Source organism: Streptomyces sp. P3 (genome assembly GCF_003032475.1).
GTDB lineage: Bacteria > Actinomycetota > Actinomycetes > Streptomycetales > Streptomycetaceae > Streptomyces.
The window spans coordinates 1,506,764-1,523,829 of record NZ_CP028369.1 but is presented as its reverse complement, the minus strand read 5'-3'; the positions used below and the strand labels follow the sequence as shown (position 1 = coordinate 1,523,829).

Annotated in this window: 10 protein-coding genes, 3 rRNA genes and 1 pseudogene; 11 read left to right on the top strand and 3 right to left on the bottom strand. The window is 67.5% G+C overall.

The window, feature by feature from the left end:
• Window positions 1-41: 41 nt before the first annotated feature.
• Window positions 42-2,285 (bottom strand): serine/threonine-protein kinase, encoded by a 2,244-nt coding sequence (locus C6376_RS06840; RefSeq protein WP_107442598.1) that lies wholly within the window; start codon window positions 2,283-2,285, stop codon window positions 42-44.
• Between the two features lie 181 nt (window positions 2,286-2,466).
• Between C6376_RS06840 and C6376_RS06835 the strand changes: the two genes are divergently transcribed.
• The 6 genes from C6376_RS06835 (at window position 2,467) to proC (ending at window position 7,433) form a co-directional block, all read left to right on the top strand.
• Window positions 2,467-2,790 (top strand): SH3 domain-containing protein, encoded by a 324-nt coding sequence (locus tag C6376_RS06835; protein WP_107442597.1) that lies wholly within the window; start codon window positions 2,467-2,469, stop codon window positions 2,788-2,790.
• 309 nt (window positions 2,791-3,099) lie between these two features.
• Window positions 3,100-3,672 carry a hypothetical protein gene (locus C6376_RS06830; RefSeq protein WP_107442596.1) on the top strand — a complete coding sequence of 191 codons (573 nt, stop codon included), beginning with the start codon at window positions 3,100-3,102 and terminating at the stop codon, window positions 3,670-3,672.
• Between the two features lie 56 nt (window positions 3,673-3,728).
• Complete coding sequence (locus tag C6376_RS06825) at window positions 3,729-4,505, top strand: class I SAM-dependent methyltransferase (RefSeq protein ID WP_107442595.1); 777 nt, start codon at window positions 3,729-3,731, stop codon at window positions 4,503-4,505.
• A 219-nt stretch (window positions 4,506-4,724) separates the two neighbouring features.
• Window positions 4,725-5,525, top strand: coding sequence for an ABC transporter ATP-binding protein (locus C6376_RS06820; protein WP_107442594.1), 801 nt, complete (start codon window positions 4,725-4,727; stop codon window positions 5,523-5,525).
• Window positions 5,522-6,331, top strand: a complete 810-nt coding sequence (locus tag C6376_RS06815; RefSeq protein ID WP_107442593.1) for an ABC transporter permease — start codon at window positions 5,522-5,524, stop codon at window positions 6,329-6,331. Before C6376_RS06820 ends, C6376_RS06815 begins: the two co-directional genes overlap by 4 nt.
• A gap of 289 nt (window positions 6,332-6,620) precedes the next feature.
• Window positions 6,621-7,433: a pyrroline-5-carboxylate reductase gene (gene proC / locus C6376_RS06810; RefSeq protein ID WP_107442592.1), complete on the top strand. Its 813-nt coding sequence runs from the start codon at window positions 6,621-6,623 to the stop codon at window positions 7,431-7,433.
• A gap of 136 nt (window positions 7,434-7,569) precedes the next feature.
• On the opposite strand, the gene C6376_RS06805 is transcribed toward proC, so the two are convergent.
• Window positions 7,570-8,157 (bottom strand): cysteine hydrolase family protein, encoded by a 588-nt coding sequence (locus C6376_RS06805; protein ID WP_107442591.1) that lies wholly within the window; start codon window positions 8,155-8,157, stop codon window positions 7,570-7,572.
• Window positions 8,158-8,232: 75 nt separating this feature from the next.
• Between C6376_RS06805 and C6376_RS06800 the strand changes: the two genes are divergently transcribed.
• Complete coding sequence (locus tag C6376_RS06800) at window positions 8,233-9,303, top strand: GlxA family transcriptional regulator (RefSeq protein ID WP_367881035.1); 1,071 nt, start codon at window positions 8,233-8,235, stop codon at window positions 9,301-9,303.
• Here the strand turns inward: C6376_RS06800 and trpS are convergent.
• Window positions 9,273-10,268 (bottom strand): annotated as a pseudogene (trpS, locus tag C6376_RS06795) (tryptophan--tRNA ligase); the annotation flags it as partial. The gene C6376_RS06800 and the pseudogene trpS overlap by 31 nt on opposite strands.
• 845 nt (window positions 10,269-11,113) lie before the next feature.
• Here trpS and C6376_RS06785 point away from each other — a divergent pair.
• From C6376_RS06785 to C6376_RS06770, 4 genes are all read left to right on the top strand, one after another.
• A 16S ribosomal RNA gene (locus C6376_RS06785) occupies window positions 11,114-12,639 on the top strand.
• Between the two features lie 316 nt (window positions 12,640-12,955).
• Window positions 12,956-16,077 (top strand): 23S ribosomal RNA (locus C6376_RS06780).
• A gap of 90 nt (window positions 16,078-16,167) precedes the next feature.
• Window positions 16,168-16,284 (top strand): 5S ribosomal RNA (gene rrf, locus C6376_RS06775).
• Together the 16S, 23S and 5S rRNA genes form the textbook arrangement of a ribosomal RNA operon.
• Window positions 16,285-16,345: 61 nt before the next feature.
• Window positions 16,346-16,990: an HAD family phosphatase gene (locus tag C6376_RS06770; protein ID WP_107442589.1), complete on the top strand. Its 645-nt coding sequence runs from the start codon at window positions 16,346-16,348 to the stop codon at window positions 16,988-16,990.
• Window positions 16,991-17,066: the final 76 nt, after the last annotated feature.

Here is a 17,066-nt window from a genome sequence, read left to right as displayed (position 1 = left end):
TACTCCGTGCGGTGGCGGCCCTCGGCGCGTGCCGGTCGTGGCTACCAGTCCTCCGGGGCCCGCCCGTCGACGGTGAAGACGCTCCCGTCGGGTGCTCCGGCGTAGACACGGCCGTCGACCGCCGTGGGCGCGGGCAGCGAGGCCACCACCCTGTCCGATGCGGCCCCGAGCCGCAGTCGCGTCTGCCCGACGAGCCTGCCCTTGTCGGCGTCCACCGCGAGGAGACGTCCGTCGGCGGCGCCGAAGTACACGTGCTCGCCGTCGGCGGACGGCGCCGATCCCCGGCTCACCGCCGTCTGCAGGGACCACAGCTCCTTCCCCGCGAGCGTGTCCACGGCCACCAGTGACCCGTCGAAGGCCAGCAGGTAGACCCGGTAGCCGTGCACGGAGGCGCGCACCCCCTGGAGGGCGACGCCCAGACGCGTCCGCCGCGGCGCGGCATCTCCCGGCCGGTAGCGCAGGACGGCGTCGACGTCGCCGTACGCACTGCCCTCGGACAGCAGGACGAGGCCGCCGCCGACGGCGCCCGCGGGCACGACCGTCCCGTTAAACCGCTCTTCCCACCGCACCTCGCCCGTGGAGGGGTCCACGGCCGTGATCCGGGTGCGCCGCCCGTCGTCCGACGTGCTCGACGCGTACGCCAGCGGCCGCGCGTCCTGCGCGAACGACACGAAGTACGGCTTGTTCAGTCCCGGGATCCGCCGGCTCCACGCCGTCCTGCCCGTCGCCGCGTCCACCCCGGTCACCTTGCCGTCGACCGCGGTCAGCAGCAGCATGCCGCCGACGGTGCGGACGCCGGGGTACGGCGTCAGGTCCCGCTGCCAGCGCGGCACGCCCGACGCCGGGTCGAGCGCCTCCATCCGCCTGCCCGAGTCGGTGATCACCAGCGCCAGTCCACCCGCGAGCGCCGGTGCCTCGACGGACCCGTCCCCCTCGGGGACCGCCCGCCGCCACAGCCCGCGCCCGTCGGACGCGTTCAATGCGGACACCTGCCCGGACTGCGCACAGACCAGCAGCCGCGCACCGTACACGCACTGCGGCAGACCGCCCGCGACCTCGCCGTCGCTCTCCATGGGCCGCACGCTCCAGTCGGCGAGGGCGGGCGACGAGGAGTGCGCGCCGCCCGCGTTCCCCCGCCCACCCCGGTTCGCGTCGCCGTCCCCGAGCATCCGCGCAGCCCCGAGCGCGCCGCCGCAGAGGACGACGGCCAGAGCGCAGGCCGCGAGCACCGTCCGCCTGCGCCGTCCCCGCGGCTTCCCGCCCCCGCCCGTACCGCCGGCCTCGTCGGCCGCCCCGGACCTCACGGACGTCCCGGCCTCGGCGGTCCCGCCTTCCCCGGCGGTTCCGGCAGCCTGCCCCGATTCCCCGGCTGAGGAGGAGCGGGCGCCGACGGTCGGCCCGGACTCCTGCTCCTCCAGAGCCCGCTGCGGCGGTATGAACACCTGCGTGTCGTAGGAGGCCGCCACCGTCCGCAGCGCGTGCATGAGTTCGTCCGGGGTGGGCCGGTCCTCCGGCTCCTTGGCGAGGCAACGCGTCACCAGCGGCGCGAGGTTGTCCGGCACGCCCGTCAGGTCCGGCTCGTCGTGGACGACCTGATAGGCGACCACGTACGGGCTGTCGGAGTCGAACGGCCCGCGTCCCGTCGCCGCGTGCACCATCACGGAGCCGAGCGCGAAGACGTCGGCGGCGGATCCGACCTCCCGCGGGCGCCGGAACTGCTCCGGCGCCATGAACGGCGGCGTGCCTATCAACTTGCCCGTCTCGGTGCGCAGTTCGCTGTCCTTGGGCCGGGAGATGCCGAAGTCGATCACCTTCGGACCGTCCTCGGCGAGCAGCACGTTGCTCGGTTTCAGATCCCGGTGCACGACCCCCACACGGTGGATGTCCCGCAGCGCCTCCGCGAGGCCGGCCATCAGCCGCCGCAGCTCACCGGCGTTCATGGGCCCGTTCCGCTTCACCTGCTCGGCGATCGTCGAGCCGGGGATGAACAGGGTGGCCATCCACGGCCGTTCGGCCTCCGGGTCCGCGTCGACGACGGGTGCGGTGAACGCCCCGCTCACCCGGCGGGCGGCCGCCACCTCCTGCCGGAACCGCCCTCTGAACTCGGGATCGCGGGCGAACCGGGCGTGCACGACCTTGACCGCGACCTTCATCCCGGAGGTGCTGCGGGCCAGGTGCACCACGCCCATGCCACCGGAACCCAGGCACTCCTCGAGGCGGTAGTGACCTGCGTACTCCGGAAGTTCCGCTTCCGCGCCCGCTCCGGTGTTGCGCTGTGGCGACATGGACCACCCCCGTGCTGTTCATCCGCGCGCGCGACGCACGGAGCCTAGTCGATGACCGGGCCGACGCAGAGGCGGCTTGCTAGCCTCCGCGTACGAATTCCGCACACGTGTTTCGTGCCGGGTTTCGGGGGAATCAACGGGACCCCATGGCAGTCATGGGGTGCAACGGGGGAGGTTTCACATGTCTGTCGACCGCGTGGAAGAGGCCGGGACCAGCGACACGGCGGAATCCGTGGCCGCGACCGCGACCACGGCGCTCACCTACTATCCGGTCGCGCCGGGGGTCCGGCTGAACGTGCGCAGCGGCCCCGGCACCGGCTACTCGATCGTCCGGGTCCTGCCCGAGGGCGCGAAGGTCCCCATCTTCTGCCAGAGCCCGGGTACGTCGGTCTCCGGCCCGTACGGCACCACCAGCATCTGGGACAACATCGCCGACGGCCAGTTCGTCTCGGACTCGTACGTGCGCACCGGCAGCGACGGCTACATCGCACCGCGCTGCTCCTGAGCCCGAGGCGGGAATTCGGCGCGGGGGTCCGGGGCGGGGGTTCGAGGCAGGGCATTCCGGACCGGGGCCCGGGCGACTGGGACCCGCAGCCCGGGCCCGAGCACCTGGGACTCGAGCAGCCGGGACCCGGGGGGCCCGGGACCCGGGCGTGGCGGAACCGCGCGACGACGGGGCCCTGCCCCGTCCACCCCGGCCCGCCCGTCGGCGAGTCGCGGAGCGGCGGTACACGGGCCCTTACCCGGTGGGCCGTCCGCGACCCTGCGGGCACCCACCCGGTGAGCCGCCCGCGCCCGGAGCCATAATCGTCCCGTGAGCGACGAAAACGGCACCCCGGACGGTCCGGCGGAACCCCGGGACGCCGCCGGGGTCTCCTCGGGCGGCCCCGCCGGCCCGGCAGGAGACCCTGGCGGCGCCGGCCCGCGCCCCGAGCCCCTCCGCTTCTTCGGTACGACCTGGCTGAACCACGACGGCGGCCCCCGGGGCTACGTCGTCCGGCGCGGCGCGGTCGCCCTCGGCTCACTGGTCGCCGTCGTCGGCTCGTGCCTCGTCCTGCGCTTCGCCTACCAGGGCATCGCGATCGCCGACCTCGGTGGCTTCGTGACCGTCCTGGTCGTCGTGATGTTCGCGGTGTGCAGCGCGCTCGCCTTCCGGCACACCTGGGACGGCTTCGCCAAGCGCCCCGACCCCGACCGCCAGGCCTCCCTGCGCGGTCTGCTGGCGGTCGGCTTCGTCGGCTCGCTGCTCGCGTACTTCTTCCGCTCGCTCACCGAGGCACCCGGCGAGAGACTCCACCGCGAGGAGTACGAGGCGGCCCGCCTGCAGCACGAACGCCGCACGAAGCGCCGCACCGGCAACCCGTCGAAGAAGCGTCGCCGCCGCTGAGCCGCGCCGAGCAGGGCCCCGTTCCCCTCTCCGCCCGCTCCCGCCACCATGGCCCCATGACGGCTTCCACTCCCGCTTCCTTCCACGCGGCCCGAGCCCGTTCCTTCGACGCTGCCGCGGCCCAGTACGCCGCGAACCGGCCCTCCTACCCCAACGCCCTCTTCGACGTGATCGAGGATCTCGCCGGCCGTCCCCTCGCCGGCGCGCGGACGGTGGACGTCGGGGCCGGCACCGGTCTCTCGACCGCACGTCTGCACGCCCGCGGCGCGGACGTCCTCGCCGTCGAACCCGGGGACGGCATGGCCGCGCAACTGCGCCTGGCCCTTCCCGGCGTGCCGGTCGTCCGCGGCGACGGCAACCGCCTCCCGCTGGCCCGTTCCAGCGTCGACTTCCTCACCTACGCCCAGTCCTGGCACTGGACCGACCCGGCGCGTTCGGTCCCGGAGGCGCTGCGGGTGCTGCGGCCCGGCGGCACGCTGGCGCTGTGGTGGAACACCGACGCCCTCGACGTGCCGTGGCTCGCCGAGGCGGCGGAACGCATCGGACGCCGCTTCGGGCAGAACGCCGGCGCCGGCAACAAGAACGTGGACACCCGCGTCGTCGACCCCGAGGGCCGCCTCGACCTCGTCCGTCGCACGGTCCGCTGGAGCCGCCGGGTCCCCGTCGACACGCATCTGGCCAACATCGGCAGCCACTCGATCTTCCTGGTCCTCGGCGAGGAGGCGGCCGCGGCCTTCCTCGCCGAGGAACGCGACCACCTGCTACGGGCCTTCCCCGACGGCGTCGTCGAAGAGGTCTTTGACGTCATCCTGCTGCTCGCCACCAAGGCCTGACCCGCCCCCCGGTTCCCCTCCTTCTCCCGTCCCTCTCCCGCCCCTCTCCCTCCCTTTCGTCCTCCCCTCTCCGTCCGACCGTGCGCGGCGGCCCCTCACCTCCAGGGCCGCCGCGCACACATGTGCGGCCTCCGAAAAACCCACCCCACCTCGTCCCGCCTCGCTCCGCCCCCGCGCCGCGACTTGACGACGCCCTTCACCGCGAGCATTATTCATCACATGATGAATTCTAGGCGGCCCGGCGCCCGCCCACCCGACGCACCCGCCGTACGCGCCGAAGGCCTGACCGTGGTCCGTGGCCCGCGAACCGTCCTGCGGGCCCTCGACTTCACCGTCCCCCGCGGCCAGATCACCGGCCTGCTCGGGCCCTCCGGCTGCGGCAAGTCGACCCTCATGCGCGCGATCGTCGGTACCCAGGCCAAGGTCGCCGGGACTCTCGACGTGCTGGGCCGTCCCGCCGGCCACGCCGCCCTCCGCACCCGCATCGGATACGTCACCCAGGCCCCGTCGGTCTACGACGACCTGACGATCCGCCAGAACCTGGACTACTTCGCCGCGATCCTCGACCCGGGCCGGGCAGCAGCGGGCCGCCGCCACGACAACGTCACCCGGGCCATCGCCGACGTGGACCTCACCACCCACGCCGACGCCCTCGCCGGCACCCTCTCCGGCGGTCAGCGCAACCGGGTCTCCCTGGCCGTCGCCCTGCTGGGCGCCCCCGAACTCCTGGTCCTCGACGAACCGACGGTCGGCCTGGACCCGGTCCTGCGCCGCGACCTGTGGAACCTCTTCCACCACATCGCCGCCACCCGGGGCGCGACCCTCCTCGTCTCCTCCCACGTCATGGACGAGGCCGAGCGCTGTCACCGACTGCTCCTCATGCGTGAGGGCGAGATCCTCGCCGACGCCACCCCCGACGAGCTGCGCGCCCGCACCGGCGCGGAGACGGTCGAGTCGGCCTTCCTGCACCTGGTGGACGCCGCGACGGAAGCGGCCCGCGCGAAGGAGACCACCCGATGACCACGACGACGCCCCCCGAGACCCCGGACGCCCCCGCCCCCGACCGCGCGCCCGCCCCGACCGGCGCCCTGAACGCCTCCCGGACCGCAGCCACGGCCGCCCGAGTCCTGCGCCAACTGCGTCACGACCCCCGCACCATCGCGCTGATGATCCTCATTCCCTGCGTAATGCTGTTCCTGCTCCGGTACGTTTTCGACGGCAGCCCCCGGACCTTCGACAACATCGGCGCGTCCCTGCTGGGCATCTTCCCGCTGATCACGATGTTCCTGGTCACGTCCATCGCCACCCTGCGCGAACGCACCTCGGGCACCCTCGAACGCCTCCTCGCGATGCCCCTCGGCAAGGGCGACCTCATCGCCGGCTACGCCCTGGCCTTCGGCGCCCTCGCGATCGTCCAGTCGGCGCTCGCCACCGGCCTGGCCGTCTGGTTCCTCGACCTGGACGTCACCGGCAGCCCCTGGCTGCTCCTCCTGGTCGCCCTCCTCGACGCCCTTCTCGGCACCGCCCTCGGCCTCTTCGTCTCGGCGTTCGCGGCCACCGAGTTCCAGGCCGTCCAGTTCATGCCGGCGGTGATCTTCCCCCAGCTCCTCCTCTGCGGCCTCTTCGCCCCCCGAGACACCATGCACCCCGCCCTGGAGACCTTCTCCGACGTCCTGCCCATGTCGTACGCGGTCGACGGCATGAACGAGGTCCTCACCCACACCGACATGACGGCCACCTTCGTACGGGACGTCCTCATCGTGGGCGGCTGCGCCCTCCTGGTCCTGTGCCTGGGCGCGGCAACCCTCCGCCGCCGCACCCCATGAGACCCCGCCCCGATCCCAGCCCGTCCGGATCCCAGCCCGTCCGGATCCCGCCCCGCCCGATGCCGGCCCGTCCGGCGTTTGCGGACGAGTCCCGTTCAGGGCCGAAACGGGGGTCGGGGGCAGCGCCCGCAGGGACGGGACGGGAAGGGCGGCGGGGGCGAAAACCCACGTCCGCCCACCGGACGCGCAAGCCGGACCAGCACCCCCGGTGCGAGGATGACCCCGGACGACGACGGCATCACCGCGGCGCGCGCGCCCACGACGCACCCCTCCGGAGGACCCCCCAGCCATGACCCAGAAAGTCGCAGTCCTCGGCACCGGCAAGATCGGCGAAGCCCTCCTCAGCGGCATGATCCGCGGCGGCTGGCCCCCCGCCGACCTCCTCGTCACCGCCCGCCGCCCCGAGCGCGCCGAAGAACTCCGCACCCGCTACGGGGTCACCCCGGTCACCAACGCCGAGGCCGCCAAGGCCGCCGACACCCTGATCCTCACGGTGAAGCCGCAGGACATGGGCGCCCTGCTGACCGAACTCGCCGACCACGTCCCGGCCGACCGCCTGGTCATCAGCGGGGCGGCCGGCATCCCCACCTCGTTCTTCGAGGAGCGCCTCGCCCCCGGCACCCCCGTCGTCCGCGTCATGACGAACACCCCCGCCCTCGTGGACGAGGCCATGTCCGTCATCTCCGCCGGCACCCACGCCACCGCCGACCACCTCGCGCACACCGAGGAGATCTTCGGCGCCGTCGGCAAGACGCTCCGCGTCCCGGAGTCCCAGCAGGACGCCTGCACCGCGCTCTCCGGCAGCGGCCCGGCCTACTTCTTCTACCTGGTCGAAGCCATGACGGACGCCGGCATCCTGCTCGGCCTGCCCCGCGACAAGGCCCACGACCTGATCGTCCAGTCCGCGATCGGCGCCGCCACGATGCTCCGCGACAGCGGCGAACACCCGGTCAAGCTCCGCGAGAACGTCACGTCCCCCGCCGGCACCACCATCAACGCGATCCGCGAACTCGAGAACCACGGCGTACGGGCCGCGCTCATCGCCGCTTTGGAAGCCGCCCGCGACCGCAGCCGCGCACTGGCCTCCGGCACGAAGGACTGACCAGGCACGAAGCACGGGCCCGACGCGAAGCACGGGCCCGACGAGAGGCACGGGCCCGACGAGAGGCACGGGCCCGGCAAGAAGGACCGACCCGCCGGGAAGATCCGGCCGTGGGGGAGGCGAAGTGGCCCGGCGTTCACCCGCCGGCCGCCCCCACGATCTCCTTCGTGGTCACCACGCGCGCGAACCTGCCCCCGTGCAGCGACACCGCCGAGGCCTGCGCCAGCTCCTCGGCGCTCCGCCGCCAGCCGAACGGCCCCTCCAGGCCGAACGTGTACGTCGCGTCGTACGCGAACAGCACGTCGTACCCGAGGTTCCCGCCCATCCGTGCCGTCGTCTCCGCGCACATGTTGGTCTGGATCCCGGCCACCACGATCTGCGCGATCCCCTGAGCCGTCAGCCAGGCCCCCAGATCCGGCGTCCCGAGGAAGGCCGAGTTCACGGTCTTCGTGACGAGCAGTTCGGCCCCCGCGCCCCGCCCCCTTCTCTCCTGCACGTAGTCCTTGAAGTCGTTCCCCTGGTACCCCGTCCGCAACGGCGACCGCGGCCCCGACGAGTCGTGCCGCACGAACACGACCGGCCGCCCCGAGGCCTGCCAGACGTCGATGAGGGCGGCGATGTTGTCGTCCGCCTCCGGATTGTTGCGCTCACCCCAGAACCCGAGCTCCTCGAAACCCTTCTGCACGTCCACGACCACCAGCGCTGCGTTCTCTGCGATGTCCATGCCCACGATCCTGCCGCCGTCCGGGACCCCGCTCCAGAGGTACGGAAGCCATCGATCGATGGTTTACTGCCAGCCATGAAGAAGTCCGCGTACCGGGTCGCCCTCGTCGCGTTCCCCGGCATCCGCGCCTTCGACGTCTCCGTCATCACCGAGGTCTGGGGCGCCGACCGCACCGACCGCGGCGCCCCCGTCTTCGATCTGCGCCGCGTCGCCGCCGACCCCGCCGCGCCCGTCCCGATGCGCGGTGGCATGGCGCTCCTCCCGGACCGCACCCTCGCCTGGCTCACCCGCGCCGACCTGATCCTCGTCCCCGGCCTGGACGACCACCTCACCCCCGCCCCCGCCGCCGTCCTCGACGCCCTGCGCCGGGCCCATGCCCGCGGCACCACCCTCGCCGCGCTCTGCGGTGGCGCCTTCACCCTCGCCCAGGCCGGTCTCCTGGACGGCCGCCGAGCGATCACCCACTGGAACCTCGTCGACCTCCTGCGCACCCACCACCCCCGGGTCACCGTCGTCCCCGACGCCCTCTTCATCGAGGACGACAACATCTGGACCGCCGCCGGCACGGCAGCCGGCATCGACCTCTGCCTCCACCTCGTCCGTCGCTCCCACGGCGCGGAAGCGGCCGCCACCATCGCCCGCTCGATGGTCACCGCACCCTTCCGCACCGGCACCCAGGCCCAGTTCATCGAGCACCCCGTGCCCCGCTCGGACCGGGCCGCCGACGCCCTCGCCACCGTGCGCGAACACGCCCTGCGCCGGCTGCACGAACCACTCACCGTCGCCGACCTCGCCGCACAGGCAGGCATGTCCCCGCGCAGCTTCGCCCGTCACTTCACGGCCGAGACCGGCGTCACCCCCCTGCGCTGGCTCCTCGACCAGCGCGTCGCCGCCGCCCAACGACTCCTCGAACGCACGGACCTCGCCATGCCGGAGGTCGCAAGGCGCGCCGGCTTCGGCAGCGAGGTCACGATGCGCCAGCACTTCGCATCACGCCTCGCCACCAGCCCCCGCGCCTACCGAGCCGCGTTCAACGCCCCCTCCACATCCGTCGCAGACACCGTCGCCGCGGCCCCCGGCACCGACTCCGCCACCGGCTCCGCCGCTGAATCCGTCAGCGGCGGAAGCAGTCCGATCGCGCGGTAGGCACGGTCCACGACCGGCCGGGCCATGTTCCGGGCCTTCCCGGCCCCGTCCCGCAGCACCCGCTCCACGTACGCCGGGTCGGCGCACAGTTCCCGATGCCTGGCCTGCAGAGGTTCCAGGACCGCCACCACCGCGTCGGCGGCGTCCTCCTTCAGAGCGCCGTACGACGAGTACCCGGCGCTCAGCACCTCCGGATCACCGCCGGTACAGGCGGCGAGGATCTCCAGCAGGTTCGCCACGCCGGGCCGCCCCACCCGGTCGTACACGACCTCCCGCCCGCTGTCGGTGACGGCCCGCATCATCTTCTTGCGCACCACGTCCGGCTCGTCCAGCAGATAGACGATGCCGGGCCCGAAGTCGTCGCTCTTGCCCATCTTGGACGCGGGCTCCTGCAGGTTCATCACCCGCGCCGCCACCGCCGGCAGCGTCGCCTTCGGCACCACGAACGTGTGCCCGTACCGCTGGTTGAACCGGACCGCCAGGTCCCGGGCCAGCTCCACATGCTGCGCCTGGTCGTCCCCGACCGGCACCTCATGGGTCCCGTAGGCCAGGATGTCCGCCGCCATCAGTACGGGATACGTCAGCAACGACAGCCGCACACTGCCCCCGCGCTCCCGCTCCCGCGCGGCCTTCTCCTTGTACTGGATCATCCGCCGCATCTCGCCGTCGGTGGCCACGCACTCCAGCAGGTACGACAGCCGCGCATGCTCGTCCACATGGCTCTGGACGAAGACGGTGCACAGCTGCGGATCCAGTCCCGAGGCCAGCAGCAGTGTCGCCGCCTGCCGGCTCAGCCGCCGTACCCGCGCCGGATCGTGGTCGACGGTCAGCGCGTGCAGATCGACGACGCAGAACAGGGAGTCGGCCCGGTGCTGGTCGACCTCGGCCCACTGCCGCAGCGCGCCCAGGTAGTTCCCCAGCGTCAGATGCCCGGTCGGCTTGACTCCGCTGAAGACCCGCTTCATCTCTCCACCTCCTGGTCGAGACCGCCGCTCCGGCCGGCCGGCCCCCGCGTTCTGGTGGGAGAAACGAGAACGGCCGCCGAAGCGGCGGCCGTTGAGTGCATACGTGAACACGGCCGCCCGTCAGGCGGCCCACCACAGCTGGGTGCACGTACGCGTAGTCATGGGAGCCAGACTACGCCGCCGGGGTGCTCCCAGGACATGAGTTGACACACCCCGACGCGAAACGTAGTGTTCTCCGAGTTGTCCGACGTGAGCGCCGACTCCGGTCGGTCCCCGGACAGCCATTCCGCAGGTACCAACCACTACTCGACACCAGTCGACTCGTCTGCTGTCGCGTTCATTGGCGTGCGTATTCGCGAAATGAGGAATCCGCGTTCGAAAGGACGCAGCCACCGATTGGCTTCGGAGGCCGGGAATCCGCTAAAGTCTCACTCGTCGGAACGGCCCAACAGCCGCGAAGACGAATCCCGCTGACCGGGAATCAGAACCGAAAGGGTCTGGTAGAGTCGGAACCGCCGGAAAGGGAAACCGCGAGATAAGCGGGAAACCTGGAAAGCACCGAGGAAATCGGATCGGCAAACGGTCTGATAGAGTCGGAAACGCAAGACCGAAGGGAAACTGCCCGGAGGAAAGCCCGGGAGGGTGAGTACGAAGGAAGCGTCCGTTCCTTGAGAACTCAACAGCGTGCCAAAAATCAACGCCAGATATGTTGATACCCCGTCCCCGGCAGTGATAGCCGAGGATGAGGTTCCTTTGAAACAAACACAGCGAGGACGTTGTGAACGCCGGGCTTATTCCGCTCGACGTTCCGCTCTCGTGTGTGCGATCCCGATTACGGGAAAACATTCACGGAGAGTTTGATCCTGGCTCAGGACGAACGCTGGCGGCGTGCTTAACACATGCAAGTCGAACGATGAACCACTTCGGTGGGGATTAGTGGCGAACGGGTGAGTAACACGTGGGCAATCTGCCCTTCACTCTGGGACAAGCCCTGGAAACGGGGTCTAATACCGGATACCACTCCCGCAGGCATCTGTGGGGGTTGAAAGCTCCGGCGGTGAAGGATGAGCCCGCGGCCTATCAGCTTGTTGGTGAGGTAATGGCTCACCAAGGCGACGACGGGTAGCCGGCCTGAGAGGGCGACCGGCCACACTGGGACTGAGACACGGCCCAGACTCCTACGGGAGGCAGCAGTGGGGAATATTGCACAATGGGCGAAAGCCTGATGCAGCGACGCCGCGTGAGGGATGACGGCCTTCGGGTTGTAAACCTCTTTCAGCAGGGAAGAAGCGAAAGTGACGGTACCTGCAGAAGAAGCGCCGGCTAACTACGTGCCAGCAGCCGCGGTAATACGTAGGGCGCAAGCGTTGTCCGGAATTATTGGGCGTAAAGAGCTCGTAGGCGGTCTGTCGCGTCGGATGTGAAAGCCCGGGGCTTAACCCCGGGTCTGCATTCGATACGGGCAGACTAGAGTGTGGTAGGGGAGATCGGAATTCCTGGTGTAGCGGTGAAATGCGCAGATATCAGGAGGAACACCGGTGGCGAAGGCGGATCTCTGGGCCATTACTGACGCTGAGGAGCGAAAGCGTGGGGAGCGAACAGGATTAGATACCCTGGTAGTCCACGCCGTAAACGGTGGGAACTAGGTGTTGGCGACATTCCACGTCGTCGGTGCCGCAGCTAACGCATTAAGTTCCCCGCCTGGGGAGTACGGCCGCAAGGCTAAAACTCAAAGGAATTGACGGGGGCCCGCACAAGCAGCGGAGCATGTGGCTTAATTCGACGCAACGCGAAGAACCTTACCAAGGCTTGACATACACCGGAAACGGCCAGAGATGGTCGCCCCCTTGTGGTCGGTGTACAGGTGGTGCATGGCTGTCGTCAGCTCGTGTCGTGAGATGTTGGGTTAAGTCCCGCAACGAGCGCAACCCTTGTTCTGTGTTGCCAGCATGCCCTTCGGGGTGATGGGGACTCACAGGAGACTGCCGGGGTCAACTCGGAGGAAGGTGGGGACGACGTCAAGTCATCATGCCCCTTATGTCTTGGGCTGCACACGTGCTACAATGGCCGGTACAAAGAGCTGCGAAACCGTGAGGTGGAGCGAATCTCAAAAAGCCGGTCTCAGTTCGGATTGGGGTCTGCAACTCGACCCCATGAAGTCGGAGTTGCTAGTAATCGCAGATCAGCATTGCTGCGGTGAATACGTTCCCGGGCCTTGTACACACCGCCCGTCACGTCACGAAAGTCGGTAACACCCGAAGCCGGTGGCCCAACCCCTTGTGGGAGGGAGCTGTCGAAGGTGGGACTGGCGATTGGGACGAAGTCGTAACAAGGTAGCCGTACCGGAAGGTGCGGCTGGATCACCTCCTTTCTAAGGAGCACTTCTAGGCAGCCGCAAGGTTGTCCAGAGGCCAGTTCATCGGCGAACGTCCGGTGCTGGTTGCTCATGGGTGGAACGTTGATTATTCGGCCGGGTTTCCGGGTCGGAGGCTTGCGAGTACTGCTCTTCGGGGCGTGGAAAGCATGATCTCCGGGCGGGATCGGGTCGGGCACGCTGTTGGGTGTCTGAGGGTGCGAGCGTTTTCGCTTGCCCTTCTGATGCCGGCCCCAGTGAACTCCAGCTCAGGTTGGGGGTGATGGGTGGCTGGTCGTTGTTTGAGAACTGCACAGTGGACGCGAGCATCTGTGGCCAAGTTTTTAAGGGCGCACGGTGGATGCCTTGGCACCAGGAACCGATGAAGGACGTGGGAGGCCACGATAGTCCCCGGGGAGCCGTCAACCAGGCTTTGATCCGGGGGTTTCCGAATGGGGAAACCCGGCAGTCGTCATGGGCTGTCACCCATACCTGAACACATAGGGTATGTGGAGGGAACGCGGGGAAGTGAAACATCTCAGTACCCGCAGGAAGAGAAAACAACCGTGATTCCGGGAGTAGTGGCGAGCGAAACCGGATGAGGCCAAACCGTATGCGTGTGAGACCCGGCAGGGGTTGCGCATTCGGGGTTGTGGGATCTCTCTTTCACAGTCTGCCGGCTGTGAGGCGAGTCAGAAACCGTTGATGTAGGCGAAGGACATGCGAAAGGTCCGGCGTAGAGGGTAAGACCCCCGTAGTCGAAACATCAACGGCTCGTTTGAGAGACACCCAAGTAGCACGGGGCCCGAGAAATCCCGTGTGAATCTGGCGGGACCACCCGCTAAGCCTAAATATTCCCTGGTGACCGATAGCGGATAGTACCGTGAGGGAATGGTGAAAAGTACCGCGGGAGCGGAGTGAAATAGTACCTGAAACCGTGTGCCTACAAGCCGTGGGAGCGTCGGATACGTGCTTGCACGTATCTCGTGACTGCGTGCCTTTTGAAGAATGAGCCTGCGAGTTTGCGGTGTGTTGCGAGGTTAACCCGGGTGGGGTAGCCGTAGCGAAAGCGAGTCCGAACAGGGCGTTTCAGTAGCACGCTCAAGACCCGAAGCGGAGTGATCTAGCCATGGGCAGGTTGAAGCGGAGGTAAGACTTCGTGGAGGACCGAACCCACCAGGGTTGAAAACCTGGGGGATGACCTGTGGTTAGGGGTGAAAGGCCAATCAAACTCCGTGATAGCTGGTTCTCCCCGAAATGCATTTAGGTGCAGCGTCGTGTGTTTCTTGCCGGAGGTAGAGCACTGGATAGGCGATGGGCCCTACCGGGTTACTGACCTTAGCCAAACTCCGAATGCCGGTAAGTGAGAGCGCGGCAGTGAGACTGTGGGGGATAAGCTCCATGGTCGAGAGGGAAACAGCCCAGAGCATCGACTAAGGCCCCTAAGCGTACGCTAAGTGGGAAAGGATGTGGAGTCGCAGAGACAACCAGGAGGTTGGCTTAGAAGCAGCCACCCTTGAAAGAGTGCGTAATAGCTCACTGGTCTAGTGATTCCGCGCCGACAATGTAGCGGGGCTCAAGCGTACCGCCGAAGTCGTGTCATTGCGATATATACCCCCAACGGGGATCGTGATGGGTAGGGGAGCGTCGTGTGCCGGGTGAAGCAGCACCGGAAGGTAGTTGTGGACGGTTCACGAGTGAGAATGCAGGCATGAGTAGCGATTCACACGTGAGAAACGTGTGCGCCGATTGACTAAGGGTTCCTGGGTCAAGCTGATCTGCCCAGGGTAAGTCGGGACCTAAGGCGAGGCCGACAGGCGTAGTCGATGGATAACCGGTTGATATTCCGGTACCCGCTGTGAAGCGTCAAACATTGAACCAGGCGATGCTAAGTCCGTGAAGCCGTTCCGGACCCTTCGGGGAATGGAAAGTGGTGGAGCCGACGGACCAGACTTGCAGTAGGTGAGTGATGGGGTGACGCAGGAAGGTAGTCCATCCCGGGCGGTGGTTGTCCCGGGGTAAGGGTGTAGGCCGTGTGATAGGCAAATCCGTCACACATCAAGGCTGAGACCTGATGCCGAGCCGATTGTGGCGAAGTGGATGATCCTATGCTGTCGAGAAAAGCCTCTAGCGAGTTTCATGGCGGCCCGTACCCTAAACCGACTCAGGTGGTCAGGTAGAGAATACCGAGGCGTTCGGGTGAACTATGGTTAAGGAACTCGGCAAAATGCCCCCGTAACTTCGGGAGAAGGGGGGCCACGCTTGGTGAGAGGACTTGCTCCTCGAGCTGGGGGTGGCCGCAGAGACCAGCGAGAAGCGACTGTTTACTAAAAACACAGGTCCGTGCGAAGCCGTAAGGCGATGTATACGGACTGACGCCTGCCCGGTGCTGGAACGTTAAGGGGACCGGTTAGTCACTCTTCGGGGTGGCGAAGCTGAGAACTTAAGCGCCAGTAAACGGCGGTGGTAACTATAACCATCCTAAGGTAGCGAAATTCCTTGTCGGGTAAGTTCCGACCTGCACGAATGGCGTAACGACTTCTCGACTGTCTCAACCATAGGCCCGGTGAAATTGCACTACGAGTAAAGATGCTCGTTTCGCGCAGCAGGACGGAAAGACCCCGGGACCTTTACTACAGTTTGATATTGGTGTTCGGTTCGGCTTGTGTAGGATAGCTGGGAGACTGTGAAGCTTGGACGCCAGTTCAGGTGGAGTCGTCGTTGAAATACCAGTCTGGTCGTGCTGGATGTCTAACCTGGGTCCGTGATCCGGATCAGGGACAGTGTCTGATGGGTAGTTTAACTGGGGCGGTTGCCTCCTAAAGAGTAACGGAGGCGCCCAAAGGTTCCCTCAGCCTGGTTGGCAATCAGGTGTTGAGTGTAAGTGCACAAGGGAGCTTGACTGTGAGACCGACGGGTCGAGCAGGGACGAAAGTCGGGACTAGTGATCCGGCGGTGGCTTGTGGAAGCGCCGTCGCTCAACGGATAAAAGGTACCCCGGGGATAACAGGCTGATCTTCCCCAAGAGTCCATATCGACGGGATGGTTTGGCACCTCGATGTCGGCTCGTCGCATCCTGGGGCTGGAGTCGGTCCCAAGGGTTGGGCTGTTCGCCCATTAAAGCGGTACGCGAGCTGGGTTTAGAACGTCGTGAGACAGTTCGGTCCCTATCCGCTGCGCGCGCAGGAATATTGAGAAGGGCTGTCCCTAGTACGAGAGGACCGGGACGGACGAACCTCTGGTGTGCCAGTTGTTCTGCCAAGGGCATGGCTGGTTGGCTACGTTCGGGAGGGATAACCGCTGAAAGCATCTAAGCGGGAAGCCTGCTTCGAGATGAGTATTCCCACCCACTTGATGGGGTAAGGCTCCCAGTAGACGACTGGGTTGATAGGCCGGATGTGGAAGCCCAGTAATGGGTGAAGCTGACTGGTACTAATAGGCCGAGGGCTTGTCCTCAGTTGCTCGCGTCCACTGTGTTGGTTCTGAAACCACGAACAGCCCCATGCCATGGTCACGGTGTGGTGCGGCTGAACAGTTTCATAGTGTTTCGGTGGTCATAGCGTGAGGGAAACGCCCGGTTACATTCCGAACCCGGAAGCTAAGCCTTACAGCGCCGATGGTACTGCAGGGGGGACCCTGTGGGAGAGTAGGACACCGCCGAACAATCATTGCGAAAACCCCCGTGCCATTCGGCACGGGGGTTTTCTGCGTTTAGGGTCTGAATATGCGCTACGACTTGGTGGTCTTCGACAACGACGGTGTCCTTGTGGACAGTGAGCCGATCTCCAACCGCCTGCTGGCCGGCTATCTGACCGAGCTGGGGCACCCGACGAGCTACGAGGACTCCGTCCGGGACTACATGGGGTCGGCGATGCACCGCATCCACGACCTGGTCGCGGAGCGGACGGGAAAGCGGCTGCCGGCCGAGTTCGACGACGTCTTCCACCGGCGGGTGTTCGAGGCCTTCGAGCAGGAGCTGCGGCCCGTGCCGGGCGTCGTGGCCCTGCTGGAGAAACTGGCGGCGGACGAGGTGCCGTACTGCGTGGCCTCCTCGGGGAGTCATGAGCGGATCCGGGTGGGGCATCGGACGACGGGGCTGGACCGGTGGTTCGACGAGAGCCGTGTCTTCAGCTCTCAGGACGTGGGCAAGGGGAAGCCGGCTCCGGACCTCTTCCTCTTCGCGGCCGAGCGGATGGGCGTCGAGCCGGGGCGGTGCGTGGTCGTCGAGGACAGTCCCCTGGGGGTTCAGGCCGCGCGGGCGGCCGGGATGGACGTGTACGGGTTCACCGCGATGACGCCGGCTGCGAAGCTCGCTGGGGCCAAGCAACTCTTCGCGGACATGCAGGAGTTGGGTGACCTGCTCGTTTGACGCCGGTCCGGCGGACGGGCTGACATTTGTCATGCCGAGCTCCGGACGATCGTTTCTACCGGGGGACCCCTCGCGG